The sequence below is a fragment of the Phyllobacterium sp. CCNWLW109 genome, from assembly GCF_037203905.1.
Classification (GTDB): domain Bacteria; phylum Pseudomonadota; class Alphaproteobacteria; order Rhizobiales; family Rhizobiaceae; genus Phyllobacterium; species Phyllobacterium ifriqiyense.
Genome location: NZ_JBBCBK010000002.1, coordinates 864756 through 876810, shown reverse-complemented (window position 1 = coordinate 876810; position 12055 = coordinate 864756). Strand labels below are relative to the sequence as shown.

Below are 12055 nucleotides of genomic sequence, written 5' to 3'. Positions count from 1 at the left end.
GATTTTTCAATCGGCAAAGTTTGCCAGACTCAACCGGCCACAATTAAATTGCATCTCCAGATTTCAAATTTAGAGCAATTTTCGGCAGTTTTTGGGTAAGATTGCTGTGCTTTGCAGGAAATTAGCGTGGTTTCGTTGAAATGCGGTCCGAATATCGATGAATTTGATTCAAGCCTCGGCTTACTTCAGACGGTTCAATCCGAAACTCTGAAAGCCTTTTCCAAGAATTGGCTTTTTGGAAGAAAGAACCCGCGAGTTCACTCCGCTCCATCCGATTTCGCCACAAAGACGCGCATATTCAATTTTCGGGCAGCGGTTCATGACCACCTGAATTCCCGCCGCCTCCGCTTTTCGCGCAGCCTCATCATTGCGTACCGTAAGTTGGGTCCAGATGACTTTCGGCAAAGGGTTGAGCGCCAGAACTTCATCGACAATGGCAGGGACAGCATCGGAAGCGCGAAACACATCGACCATATCGATGGGCTCCGGAATATCCGCCAAACGTGCATAAGTCAGTTGCCCGAGAATGTTTTTCCCGGCTTGTCCCGGATTGACGGGGATAACCTGATAGCCTTTTGCAAGGAGATATTTCATCACAAAGAAACTCGGCCTCACCTCATTGGCCGAAGCGCCAACCATGGCGATAATTTTAACAGACGAGAGAATGTCGCGAATATAATCGTCGGGGTAGTGGTCGTGATCCATGCCGCTCACTCGCCCGTCCATTCGGGTTTGCGTTTTTCCATAAAGGCACCGATGCCCTCTTCGGCATCCCGGGCCAGCATATTTTCAACCATAACCTGCGCCGTGTAATCATAGGCGCTGGCAAGGTCCATTTCTACCTGTTTGTAGAATGCTTCCTTGCCGATTTTCAGTACCAAAGGTGATTTGGCTGCAATGGCTTGAGCATATTTTCTGACAATCTGATTCAGATACTCCTGTGGCACAACCCGGTTTACCAGTCCAAACTCGCGCGCAGTTGAAGCATCAATGGTTTCGCCGGTCAGCAGCATTTCCATAGCCTGTTTGCGCGACACATTGCGCGACAGCGCGACCATCGGCGTCGAGCAAAAAAGACCGATATTTACGCCCGGCGTACAGAAGGTGGATTTGTCTGAACAAACTGCCAGATCGCAAGAGGCAACCAGTTGACATCCGGCGGCGGTTGCAAGCCCGTCAACGCCAGCAATCACAGGTTTTGGATGGCTGACGATAGCCTGCATCAATTCCGCGCATAAGCGCATGGTTTGTTCGAAAAAGGCACGGCCACGATCTTCGTCGGAGCGATGGCTCGACAATTCCTTGAGGTCATGGCCTGCCGAAAACAATTTCAGCGATGAATCGATAATGATAACGCGAACTGCCTTGTCTTCTCTTGCCGATCGAAGGTGTTCCAATAGCAATTGCATCATCGCAATCGACAAAGCGTTGGCCGGAGCGTTTTGCAATGTCAGACGCAATATGCCGTCCAACAGCTCATGACCGACAATAGGGCTAACCTGCCCTTCCTTGCGGATGGCGTGAACTTCTCCCATGGCATTCCTCGTACTTATGTGGCCTCGTTGCTTATTGCTGCCGTACCCACTGATTATAGAATGGCTTCAATGAGCGCAAATGACGCTCTACGATTACGATATTTTCCAGCGACGGTCTGGCATTTTGAATCTGGGCCAGACCGCTTTTCAAGCCGTTGATTGCTTCTGCTTTTTGCTCGGGCGAGAGAGCAACCATTGTGGGAACCGAGGCGATGGCTTTTTCCACTTCCTGTTGGGGTTGTGGATGGGTGGCCCAATGATAGGTGACCATGATCGTGTTGTTTGTATCGAGCCAATCGGCATAGCTGGCAAAGCCGAATTCCCGCGCCTTCGCGTCAAGTATAGCGGTCCGGACGGATGCTTCATCGTCCTCATCAAGTTCGCGCTGTGCGGCGGCGACTGGCGCATAGCCATAAAGGAAACGCGTCACGATCTCTTCATTCAAAGCCACGGCCCGATCCGGCATTTGGTAGCGTTCTATAACAGGCGCCAAGGGCGGCGCGGGCCGCGTGGCGAAAAAACCCGCATACCCAACGGTGAGCAAAACAGAGGTGACAACTATTCCTGGCGGTTTCATAAAACGGCCCCATCCTTGTAAAGACCAAGCAGCGTCAATAGTAACAGTCTAAGTGTAAACAAAACAGCAAGGGAACAGCGATAATGGCTGCATTAATGAGCGCAAAAGCCCTGACAGCGTTTCTTGAAGAGGAGTTTCCGCAGGTTAACGCAGACGGCATTGCTTACACTGTTGTTGATGCCGGCGCTGGCTATGCTGTGATGCGTCTGGAGCCGACTGTGAAACATTTGCGCCCCGGAGGCACGGTGTCAGGGCCAACCCTGTTCGCATTGGCGGACATTACTGCCTATATGGCCATTCTTGCTCAAATCGGCCCTGTCGCGCTGGCTGTTACAACCAATCTGAACATCAATTTCCTGCGCAAGCCTGAAATTGGTCCCCTGGAGGCAAGGGCTACGCTTTTAAAACTTGGCAAGCGTCTTGCCGTGGTGGACATTGCCATTACCAGCGGGGCCAGCAGCGAACTGGTTGCCCATGCAACAGCAACCTATTCCATCCCGCCAAGAAGCTGATATTCGCCGCAAAGCAGATTGCATTTCTTCTCTGCGTGCTTCGACAAGCTCAGTATGAGTGGGGGTAATGATTGCATTACCTCCACGCAACGGAATAACACCTCCATGCGATCAATCCACGTCCCTCATGCTGAGCTTGTCGAAGCGCGCAAAGCGTTCATGCCAACGTATAAGCGTCAGGCATTGCCGATCAAAATGCCTGTCGCCAGCACCAATCCGCCACCAAGCACAACCTGTATGGCAGCGCGGAAGAAGGGCGTTTCCATATATTTGTGCTGGATGAATGCAATCGCCCAAAGCTCGACGAAAACTACCAGCGCAGCAATTGTTGTTGCGGTCCAAAAATTGGTGATCAGATAAGGTAAGGCGTGGCCGAGCCCGCCGATTGTTGTCATCAGACCATTGGCAAGGCCGCGCTTGAGCGGTGACCCGCGTCCGGACAGCTTGCCATCATCATGCGCAGCCTCGGTAAAGCCCATGGAAATACCCGCACCAAGCGATGCGGACAGGCCGACGAGAAAAGTTTGCCAAGTGTCCTGCGTTGCAAAGGCGGCTGCGAAAATTGGCGCGAGCGTGGAAACGGAACCATCCATAAGACCCGCCAGACCAGGCTGGATATAGGTCAACAGAAACTGGCGGCGCTCCGTCTGCTTCTCTTCCTGCTGCACATCGTACGGCGTATGTTGCACACCAAGGCGATGCGCCAACGATTCATGGACTTTTTCGGCGACGGCCAGATCACCAAGCAGCTTGCGGGTTGAAGCATCGCTAACGAGTTTTACCGACTCCATATAGAAGCGATAGGCCTGCTCCTCCATTTTTTCCGCCATCTCACGGACCTTATCGATTCCGAGTGGGCGCAGGAGCCAGTCAGGTTTACGCTCGATATAGCCCCGCACATGTTCGCGGCGGATCAAAGGAATGCGGTTGCCGAACCGCTGAACATGAAGATCAATCAGCGCCTGGCGATGGCTGTTCTCCTCCTCCGCCATGTCTTCAAACACCTTGGCGCTTTGCGGAAAATCCTCCCGTAAACCATCCGCATAGGAGAGATAGATGCGCGCATCATCCTCTTCGGAGGAAATGGCGAGGGCTAAAATCTGCTGTTCCGACAAGGAAGCAAGGTCGTAACGGCGGTGACCAAAAAAACGGCTAAACATGGGATATTCCTAAATTAGAATAATTCTAAACTAGAGCGTTTGATCAAAAATTTCAAGGTAAGAGTTGGGTAGCCGTACAACCGCAGTGTGCCGATTAACTTGACCACAATCATCAATAAAATTGATAAACACTGTTGAAAAGGCCCGATAGACACGGTGCAGGCGCGGGAGTATGTTGCGCACCATTCAATTACCAGTGCCGGATTTCTTCATGACACTTACAGGTTTTATCGCCTATTCGGGCGCACTCGCTATTGCCGCAGCCATTCCTGGACCGGGCGTAACTGCCCTTGTCGCCCGCGCGCTGGGCTCTGGCTTCCGCTCTTCCCTGTTCATGTCCATCGGGCTTGTCCTTGGTGATCTTACCTATCTTACCGCGGTCGTACTGGGCCTTGCAGTTGTGGCGCAAACGTTCGGTACGTTGTTCCTGATCATAAAGTGGGCTGGCGTTGCCTACCTCACCTATCTGGCCTGGAAGCTGTGGACGACTGGCATTTCGACCGAGAGAATCGAAGCGAGTAAAAGCCGCAGCGGCAATATTTCAGCTATTCTAGCTGGACTGACGCTGACACTAGGCAATCCAAAAACCATGCTTTTCTACATCGCGCTGACACCGACGCTGGTTGATCTGAAATCCATTACTCTGGCTGACTATTCCATTCTCGCTGTCTTAACGGTGATTGTGCTGATGATTGTGCTCGTGCCCTATCTTGCGCTGGCCGCCAAGGCACGCGGTCTGCTCGCCTCTCCCCGCGCTCTCAAGCGTCTTAATCGTACAGCAGCCGCTTTTATGGCTGGCGCGGCATTGGCTATCGCTGGTCGCGCTGGCTGACTTGGATTCATATTCTAACAGGGATGGATTATTAGTTTAATTTTCCATTCCTCCCCGCCTTTGTGCACGTACCCGACTATGAATTTTCTGCCAAGAGCCATAAGATCGCAGCCAGAACAATTTCAATTCGGGAGAATATCATGAGCAGCGACACGCTACGCAAGCCGGGCCGTGGCCGTATCTACAACTCTATTGTCGATACTATTGGCGACACGCCGCTTGTGCGTCTCGACAAATTCGCCAAGGAAAACGGCGTCGTTGCAAATCTTCTGGCTAAGCTTGAATTTTTCAATCCGATTTCCAGCGTCAAGGATCGTATCGGTGTTGCGCTGATCCAATCATTGGAAGATCAGGGCAAAGCTGTGCCGGGAAAGACGGTTTTTGTGGAACCGACATCCGGCAATACAGGCATTGCACTCGCCTTTGCCGCCGCAGCAAAGGGCTATCGCCTTATCCTTACCATGCCGGAAACCATGTCCGTCGAGCGCCGCAAGATGCTCAAGCTGCTTGGTGCCGAATTGGTGCTAACGGAAGGCGCAAAGGGCATGAAGGGCGCTATCGCCAAAGCCAATGAACTCGTTGAAACAACGCCGGGCGCAATCATTCCCGGCCAGTTCGACAATCCGGCCAATCCTGAAATTCATCGCAAGACGACAGCCGAGGAAATCTGGAACGATACGGACGGTGCGGTCGATATTCTCATTTCCGGCATCGGCACGGGCGGCACGATCACCGGCGTCGGTCAGGTGCTGAAGCAGCGTAAACCAAGTGTGCAGATCATTGCAGTCGAACCTAGAGATTCGCCCGTGCTTTCAGGCGGCAATCCCGGACCGCACAAGATTCAAGGAATCGGCGCCGGTTTTGCGCCGAGCGTGCTCGACACACATATTTACGATGAGGTGGTCCAGGTTTCCAATGAGGATTCCTTTGCCAATGCAAGACTGGTCGCGCGTATTGAAGGCGTGCCCGTTGGCATTTCCTCAGGCGCGGCGCTGACAGCAGCGATCGAGGTTGGCAAGCGCCCGGAAAACAAGGGCAAGAATATTGTTGTGATCATCCCCTCCTTTGCCGAACGCTATCTTTCAACAGCGCTATTTGACGGGCTGGATGGCTCATGAAAACCACCAATCGCTCCCTTCAAGGGAGAGATTGGCGAACTTTAGGGGTGCCGCTTTAACGACAGATTGGTGAAACGTTCGATAGGCGGTTGCTCACGATGCTCCGCTTGCCATAAATCGTAATCAGCCTGCACGCCAAGCCAGACCTTTGCCCTGCCAATACCTGCACGCTCCAAGCGTACAGCAAGGTCTGGGCTTATGGGCGCATGACCATGCATAATGCGGGACAGGGTTTCACGCGCAAACCCTAGCCTGCGCGCAAGCTCGGTCACCGATATGGCAAGCGCTGGTAAAACATCCTCCAGGAGGGTTTGACCGGGATGCGGGGCATTAAACTGTCCCATGTCGTTATTCCTCAATGATAATCCAGATAATCGACGAGTTCGACATCATTAAACCGGAAAATGATCCGCCAATTTCCACTGACGGAAATCGACCAAAAACCTTCCAGAGACCCCTTGAAGCCGGTGAAGTCTCCAGCCTGGAATAGAAAGATCCTCAGGTACGGAAGCGCGGTCGAGAAAGGCCAGTATTCGAGACAATCGCTTCACATGTGCAGCATTGATCCCCGGGCGGAACCCGTTTCAAAGAAAACCTCAAGTCCCTTATGGCGAAAACTTCTGATCATTCCTCGAATGTGATGTAATAGATCACATATCGCAACCAACGTCTGGTTGCAAGCTGCAAAAACAATGCGCCAAGATGTGGTAATATAATACCTTTCTCACAAACTATTGATTTTGCTTATTTATTTATATTATATGTCGAAATTAACGACTTGACGCTCTCCATTTGAGCCTTTATTGAGACCCATGACTGCGGTGGGGCTTCCCGCCGTTTTTCATTGTTGTGCGGATTTTATGATCTTCACAACCCAAGCAACAAGAAAAGCCTTCTTTTATGAAGGATGATCTCAAGGACAACACAAATGGCTACCTTCACACAGAAGCCGGCAGATGTGACGAAAAAGTGGATCCTGATCGACGCGACGGATCTCGTCGTCGGCCGTCTCGCCACCATCGTCGCAAACATCCTGCGCGGCAAGCACAAAGCTACCTTTACCCCGCATGTTGACGATGGCGACAATGTCATCATCATCAATGCCGACAAGGTTGCCTTCACAGGCAAGAAGCTTTCGGACAAGATTTATTACTGGCACACCGGCCACCCAGGCGGCATCAAGGAACGTACAGCTGGTCAGCTGCTTTCCGGCCGTTTTCCTGAGCGTGTTGTCGAAAAGGCAGTTGAGCGCATGGTTCCACGTGGACCGCTCGGCCGTCGCCAGATGAAGAACCTGCGCGTTTATGCCGGTTCCAACCACCCACATGAAGCGCAGGCACCTGAAGTCCTCGACGTTGGCGCGCTGAATTCCAAGAACAAAAGGAGCGCATAAGAATGGCTGAGCTCAACTCGCTCGCAGAACTCGGTACAGCTGCTGCATCGACGCAGGCTGCTGCACCTGTTCATGTCCAGAAGCTCGATGCCAAGGGCCGTGCATATGCAACCGGCAAGCGTAAGGATGCGGTTGCCCGCGTCTGGATCAAGCCAGGTTCCGGCAAGATCGTTGTCAACGACAAGGAATATGGCGCATATTTCGCTCGTCCGGTTCTGCAGATGATCCTGCAGCAGCCAATCGTTGCTGCTAACCGCGCTGGCCAGTATGACATCATCGCTACCGTTGCCGGTGGTGGTCTTTCCGGTCAGGCCGGTGCTGTTCGTCACGGCATTTCCAAGGCCCTCACCTATTTCGAACCTGCACTGCGCGGCGTTCTGAAAAAGGGCGGCTTCCTTACACGCGACAGCCGCGTTGTAGAACGCAAAAAGTACGGCAAGGCGAAAGCCCGTCGTTCGTTCCAGTTCTCGAAGCGCTAATATCGCTTTATACGGACAGAACAGAAAGCGGGCCCTCGGGTCCGCTTTTTTGTTGCGCTGAGATATACTTGAGATAGCTTCGCCGCTGTGCGTGGTTCGTCAAGCTCACCATGAGGAATCTGGGTTGCCTTCATCTGATGGGAACTCTTCGGGATATCCTACAAGATCGCCGGTTCAGGCGTCTCCCTTCCTCATGGTGAGCTTGTCGAACCACGTACAACAGAAATGCCAGAACTCCCGGAGTTGGAAAACCAATGCCCTCGAAATCCATCGATCATGCCTTTACAGCTCGCACGCTGACCAGCGCAGCGACTGATCCCACACATGCGGGCGCGCTCTCATTCATGCGCAGGCGCTATACCAAGAATCTCAATGGGGCAGAGGCTGTTGTCTGGGGCATTCCATTTGATGCTGCAGTTTCCAATCGCCCTGGCGCAAGGTTTGGTCCGCAGGCAATCCGCCGGGCCTCGGCAATCTTTGACAATGACCCGCAATATCCCTTCCAGCGCGATCTGTTCGAAGATCTGGCCGTGATTGATTATGGCGATTGCCTGCTCGACTATGGCAATCATCAAAAGACACCGGCCACGATTGAACGGGAAGCGGCCAAAATAATCAAATCCGGGGCGTTCCTGCTTTCGCTTGGCGGCGATCATTTCGTCACATGGCCGATCCTGAAGGCGCATGCGGCAAAACATGGACCGGTTGCTCTCGTGCAGTTCGACGCGCATCAGGACACTTGGTTCGATGATGGCAAGCGTATTGATCATGGTTCATTTGTTGGCCGTGCGGCACGCGATGGTGTTATCGATCCTGCCCATTCGATTCAGGTCGGTATCCGTACGCATGCGCCGGATGATTGCGGACTGAAGATCGTTTATGGCTACGAGGTTGAGGAGCTTTCGGCGGCGGAAATTGCCAGGCAGATCATCGCTCGCACCGCTGGCAAGCCGGTCTACCTGACCTTTGACATTGATTGTCTTGATCCGGCCTTTGCACCGGGAACCGGAACGCCCGTCGCAGGCGGCCCGTCATCGGCAAAGATTCTGTCGGTTCTGCGCCATCTGACCGATCTAAATATTATCGGTGCGGATGTGGTGGAGGTCGCCCCTGCCTATGATCATGCGGATGTGACGGCAATCGCAGGTGCCACAATAGCGATGTATTATTTAGGTATATTGGCCGAACAGAAGGCCAACCGATCAAATCCAACCTGATGGCTATCTGATGCGATTTTCTGTGCTTCCGGTGCTCATGGACAAGAACGTCCACTGCGCTCCGGTTCTCGAAAATCACCCCAGCTAACTCATCAGTTTAAATTTGATTTTCGGCAACCTCCCACATTGAATCCGCTTTTCTCGCTAACTATCTGAATTCAAAGCTTCCAAGGGTATTTTGATGAAACCTAAAATATTTATCGACGGCGAACACGGCACCACAGGTTTGCAAATTCGCACCCGGCTTGCGGGGCGCGATGATCTAGAAGTCATCTCCATTCCTGAAGCCGAACGGCGTAACAAGGATTTGCGCGAGGAGTTTCTGAAGGCTGCGGATGTGGCGATTCTTTGCCTGCCGGATGAAGCTTCAAAGGAAGCCGTTGCTATTCTCGAAGGAAACAATTCCACCAAGATTATCGACACGGCGACAGCGCACCGCGTTCACCCTGACTGGGCCTATGGCTTTGCGGAACTCGACAATGCGCAGCGCGAAAAGATCGCCAAAGCGCGGCTTGTCGCCAATCCGGGCTGCTATCCCACCGGCGCGATTTCGCTGATCCGCCCATTGCGTGATGCTGGCATATTGCCGGCCGATTATCCAATTTCGGTCAATGCGGTTTCGGGCTATACGGGCGGTGGCAAGCAGATGATCGCGCAGATGGAAAACCCTGACGCACCAGACCATATCGCGTCCAATCATTTCCTCTATGCAATGCCACTCAAGCACAAGCATGTTCCGGAACTGCAGCTGCATGGTCGCCTTGACCGCAAGCCGATCTTCAGCCCGAGCGTTGGCCGCTTTGCCCAAGGCATGATTGTTCAGGTGCCTATCTATACGAGCGATCTTAACGGCAATGCTTCGATGGCGGATATCCACGCTGCGCTGACCGCTCATTATAACGGCCAGAATATTGTTCAGGTCGTATCGCTTGAAACAAGCGCCACCCTGCCCCGTCTCGACCCTGAAGAACTGCGCGATACGGACATCATGAAGCTTTACGTATTTGGCACGGAAGGCTCCGGACAGGTCAATCTTGTAGCCCTTTTGGACAATCTCGGCAAAGGCGCTTCGGGCGCGGCAGTGCAGAACCTTGATCTCATGTTGGGTCATGGCTGACAATCTTCTGCAAAGCCTGCCAGCCGAATGGTATCTTTCTGAACCCGAACTGTTCACAGAAACCCATACCAGCCGCATCATTATGGTGCGGTTGGAAAATGGTGAGCAGGCTGTGGTTAAGCAGTTGAATGCCACCGGCATGGAAAATGAGTTACGTGGCGCGCACTATCTTGAATGGCACGATGGCCATGGGTGCGTGCGCGTGCTCAAGCAACAAGACAATAATCTCCTGCTGGAATATGGCGGCTCGCGCACCCTGCTCGATCATCTGAATGAACATGGCGATTCATCGGCAACATTGATCTTCACTGATCTATTCCAGCGATTGCAGGAAACCTTTCGCAGTCAGAAACCGGTTTCACCGGATTTCGTGCCATTGCGGAAACAATTTTCCAGCCTTTTCAAGAAGGCAGAGAAGGACCGCAAGGCCGGTGAGCGAAGTATATTTGTAGACGTGGCCGCAATTGCAGACCGGTTGCTCGACAACCAACGTGATATTCAGCCGCTGCATGGTGACATACACCATGAGAACATTCTTTTTGGCAAACGTGGCTGGTTGGTTATCGATCCGCAGGCATTGCTGGGCGACCCGGCCTATGATGCCGCCAATATGTTTTACAATCCGGTGGAACGGACCGACCTGCGTACTGATCCGAAACGCGTGGCCACCATGGCGAAGATTTTCGAAGACGTGTTCAGGCGTGATCGCAAAGACTATCTGGAATTCGGCATGGCGCATGCATGCCTATCTGCTTCATGGCATGATGAAGACAAGAACCACGAAGAGCGAGATCGCAGCCTTGCCGTGGCGACGACTATCCGCGAGGTGCTCGCCTCAGCCGCCTGAACGTTTTACGAGTCTTGCCACCACGACGAATGTCATGACCCCCAGCATAGCGATAATGGCGACGACAACGAGCGCTGCCGTCGGCCCGAAATGCTCAAGCAGAAATGCAAAAATGAAAGGCGCCACCGAAGAAACGATCAGGCGAGACGAGGTGATTTTGCCGAGAATTTCGCCATAGCCCTGATGACCGAACAACGCTAACGGCAATGTGCCCTGCACGATGCTGTTCAATCCCGATCCCATGCCAAACAGAATAGCGAACATGACCGCTCCGGCAACTAAAGGTATGGGTGCTGGCAGCAGCAACATCATGAATGCGAGTGGGATCATTACCGTGGAAACGATTGCGATGGTCATCGCAGAGAACCGGCCACCCATAAGCATATTGATGAGGCGGCTTGCAAATTGCGCCGGTCCAAACATCGTCCCGACGAAGACTGCGGAGGAAGCGCCTAGCCCAACCGCGCCGAGCACTGGAACAAAATGAATAAGCATTGATGAAAGCGAGAAGCTCGTCAGCGAAAAACCCATTGCCAAAAGAACAAGAGCAGTTTTGCGATCATCATATTGTAGCGAGCCGCCAGCCTCCATCGCATGGGGCGGTTGAGGCGAAGCATTGTGCGTCATCTTCGCCGAGCGCCGTGTCATTTGTGACAGCCAGAAGTGGATGGGGAAGCAGACTGCGACTTGCAAAACGGCGTAAAACAGGAAGATTTCGCGCCAGGTGAAGGTGTCCAAAAGTGCTGTGGCAAGCGGCCAGAACAGTGTCGACGAGAAACCGCCCATCAACGTCAAATAGGTTATCCGGCGCGGCGCGAGCTGTGGGTCTACTTGTACCAGTACGGCAAAGGCAGTGTTATAAAGGATGAAAGGCGTGGCTATGCCTGTTGTGACCAAAGCGGCCGCAAACATCCACCAATTGGTTGAGACAGCGCAAAAAACAAGGGAGAGCGCCGCAGCCAGTGAGCCGAGGGTCATGACGCGCCCTGCCCCAAACCTGTCTGCCCAGCGACCTGACCATGGCGATACAATGCCGCCAATCAACAGCGTTCCGGAAAACGCCGCAAACAGCCATTCTCGGGTCTGAGCAAACTCCTGCCCTACAACCGGAGCCAGAATACTGAAACTATAGAAAAGCGTACCATAACCGATGATCTGCGTGATACCGAGGCCAACTACCGTAGCCAGCGACCGCCTCGCACTGATGATCATAATTTTAGTTTCCGATATGCATGCTTAACAGGGTTAGCGTCAGGACCTGCAAACTA

At 52.9% G+C, this 12055-nt stretch carries 15 protein-coding genes; 8 read left to right on the top strand and 7 right to left on the bottom strand.

Going from position 1 to position 12055, the window contains the following annotated elements:
• Positions 1–180 precede the first annotated feature (180 nt).
• The 3 genes from V9K92_RS09580 to V9K92_RS09570 are packed head-to-tail and all read right to left on the bottom strand — an operon-like array spanning position 181 to position 2112.
• A complete protein-coding gene (locus tag V9K92_RS09580; protein WP_337353950.1) occupies positions 181–705 on the bottom strand; it encodes a CoA-binding protein in 525 nt (174 codons plus the stop codon).
• Positions 706–710: 5 nt separating this feature from the next.
• A complete protein-coding gene (locus V9K92_RS09575) occupies positions 711–1535 on the bottom strand; it encodes an enoyl-CoA hydratase (protein ID WP_337353851.1) in 825 nt (274 codons plus the stop codon).
• Between the two features lie 31 nt (positions 1536–1566).
• Positions 1567–2112 (bottom strand): hypothetical protein, encoded by a 546-nt coding sequence (locus tag V9K92_RS09570; RefSeq protein ID WP_307284270.1) that lies wholly within the window; start codon positions 2110–2112, stop codon positions 1567–1569.
• Between the two features lie 83 nt (positions 2113–2195).
• On the opposite strand from V9K92_RS09570, the gene V9K92_RS09565 reads away from it, so the two are divergent.
• Positions 2196–2624, top strand: coding sequence for a PaaI family thioesterase (locus tag V9K92_RS09565; protein ID WP_115051691.1), 429 nt, complete (start codon positions 2196–2198; stop codon positions 2622–2624).
• 176 nt (positions 2625–2800) lie between these two features.
• On the opposite strand, the gene mbfA is transcribed toward V9K92_RS09565, so the two are convergent.
• Positions 2801–3784 (bottom strand): iron exporter MbfA, encoded by a 984-nt coding sequence (mbfA, locus tag V9K92_RS09560; protein WP_337353850.1) that lies wholly within the window; start codon positions 3782–3784, stop codon positions 2801–2803.
• Between the two features lie 211 nt (positions 3785–3995).
• Between mbfA and V9K92_RS09555 the strand changes: the two genes are divergently transcribed.
• On the top strand, positions 3996–4616 hold the full coding sequence (locus V9K92_RS09555; RefSeq protein WP_115052179.1) for a LysE family translocator: 621 nt from the start codon (positions 3996–3998) through the stop codon (positions 4614–4616).
• Positions 4617–4756: 140 nt separating this feature from the next.
• Positions 4757–5734 (top strand): cysteine synthase A, encoded by a 978-nt coding sequence (gene cysK / locus V9K92_RS09550; RefSeq protein WP_115051693.1) that lies wholly within the window; start codon positions 4757–4759, stop codon positions 5732–5734.
• Positions 5735–5775: 41 nt separating this feature from the next.
• Here the strand turns inward: cysK and V9K92_RS09545 are convergent, their stop codons facing one another.
• Together V9K92_RS09545 and V9K92_RS22850 are read right to left on the bottom strand one after the other, a co-directional pair.
• Positions 5776–6078: a HigA family addiction module antitoxin gene (locus tag V9K92_RS09545; RefSeq protein WP_337353849.1), complete on the bottom strand. Its 303-nt coding sequence runs from the start codon at positions 6076–6078 to the stop codon at positions 5776–5778.
• A gap of 11 nt (positions 6079–6089) precedes the next feature.
• Positions 6090–6230, bottom strand: a complete 141-nt coding sequence (locus tag V9K92_RS22850; RefSeq protein WP_443094454.1) for a type II toxin-antitoxin system RelE/ParE family toxin — start codon at positions 6228–6230, stop codon at positions 6090–6092.
• Positions 6231–6662: 432 nt separating this feature from the next.
• Between V9K92_RS22850 and rplM the strand changes: the two genes are divergently transcribed.
• The 5 genes from rplM (at position 6663) to V9K92_RS09520 (ending at position 10787) form a co-directional block, all read left to right on the top strand.
• Entirely contained in the window at positions 6663–7127 is a 465-nt protein-coding gene (gene rplM / locus V9K92_RS09540; protein WP_115051695.1) for a 50S ribosomal protein L13, read from the top strand.
• A 2-nt stretch (positions 7128–7129) separates the two neighbouring features.
• On the top strand, positions 7130–7606 hold the full coding sequence (gene rpsI / locus V9K92_RS09535) for a 30S ribosomal protein S9 (protein ID WP_122084539.1): 477 nt from the start codon (positions 7130–7132) through the stop codon (positions 7604–7606).
• Positions 7607–7860: 254 nt separating this feature from the next.
• A complete protein-coding gene (gene speB / locus V9K92_RS09530; protein ID WP_115051697.1) occupies positions 7861–8823 on the top strand; it encodes an agmatinase in 963 nt (320 codons plus the stop codon).
• A 181-nt stretch (positions 8824–9004) separates the two neighbouring features.
• Positions 9005–9940 (top strand): N-acetyl-gamma-glutamyl-phosphate reductase, encoded by a 936-nt coding sequence (argC, locus tag V9K92_RS09525; protein ID WP_337353848.1) that lies wholly within the window; start codon positions 9005–9007, stop codon positions 9938–9940.
• Positions 9933–10787, top strand: coding sequence for an aminoglycoside phosphotransferase family protein (locus V9K92_RS09520; protein WP_307284244.1), 855 nt, complete (start codon positions 9933–9935; stop codon positions 10785–10787). Before argC ends, V9K92_RS09520 begins: the two co-directional genes overlap by 8 nt.
• On the opposite strand, the gene arsK is transcribed toward V9K92_RS09520, so the two are convergent.
• Positions 10776–11999, bottom strand: a complete 1224-nt coding sequence (gene arsK / locus V9K92_RS09515) for an arsenite efflux MFS transporter ArsK (RefSeq protein WP_337353847.1) — start codon at positions 11997–11999, stop codon at positions 10776–10778. The two genes, V9K92_RS09520 and arsK, sit on opposite strands and share 12 nt — an antisense overlap.
• Positions 12000–12055 lie beyond the last annotated feature (56 nt).

Excerpts from the sequence above, each read along its gene's own strand:
- V9K92_RS09580 (WP_337353950.1), bottom strand. The coding sequence starts at position 705 with ATGGATCACGACCACTACCCCGACGATTATATTCGCGACATTCTCTCG.
- V9K92_RS09575 (WP_337353851.1), bottom strand. The coding sequence starts at position 1,535 with ATGGGAGAAGTTCACGCCATCCGCAAGGAAGGGCAGGTTAGCCCTATT.
- V9K92_RS09570 (WP_307284270.1), bottom strand. The coding sequence starts at position 2,112 with ATGAAACCGCCAGGAATAGTTGTCACCTCTGTTTTGCTCACCGTTGGG.
- V9K92_RS09565 (WP_115051691.1), top strand. The coding sequence starts at position 2,196 with ATGGCTGCATTAATGAGCGCAAAAGCCCTGACAGCGTTTCTTGAAGAG.
- mbfA (WP_337353850.1), bottom strand. The coding sequence starts at position 3,784 with ATGTTTAGCCGTTTTTTTGGTCACCGCCGTTACGACCTTGCTTCCTTG.
- V9K92_RS09555 (WP_115052179.1), top strand. The coding sequence starts at position 3,996 with ATGACACTTACAGGTTTTATCGCCTATTCGGGCGCACTCGCTATTGCC.
- cysK (WP_115051693.1), top strand. The coding sequence starts at position 4,757 with ATGAGCAGCGACACGCTACGCAAGCCGGGCCGTGGCCGTATCTACAAC.
- V9K92_RS09545 (WP_337353849.1), bottom strand. The coding sequence starts at position 6,078 with ATGGGACAGTTTAATGCCCCGCATCCCGGTCAAACCCTCCTGGAGGAT.
- rplM (WP_115051695.1), top strand. The coding sequence starts at position 6,663 with ATGGCTACCTTCACACAGAAGCCGGCAGATGTGACGAAAAAGTGGATC.
- rpsI (WP_122084539.1), top strand. The coding sequence starts at position 7,130 with ATGGCTGAGCTCAACTCGCTCGCAGAACTCGGTACAGCTGCTGCATCG.
- speB (WP_115051697.1), top strand. The coding sequence starts at position 7,861 with ATGCCCTCGAAATCCATCGATCATGCCTTTACAGCTCGCACGCTGACC.
- argC (WP_337353848.1), top strand. The coding sequence starts at position 9,005 with ATGAAACCTAAAATATTTATCGACGGCGAACACGGCACCACAGGTTTG.
- V9K92_RS09520 (WP_307284244.1), top strand. The coding sequence starts at position 9,933 with ATGGCTGACAATCTTCTGCAAAGCCTGCCAGCCGAATGGTATCTTTCT.
- arsK (WP_337353847.1), bottom strand. The coding sequence starts at position 11,999 with ATGATCATCAGTGCGAGGCGGTCGCTGGCTACGGTAGTTGGCCTCGGT.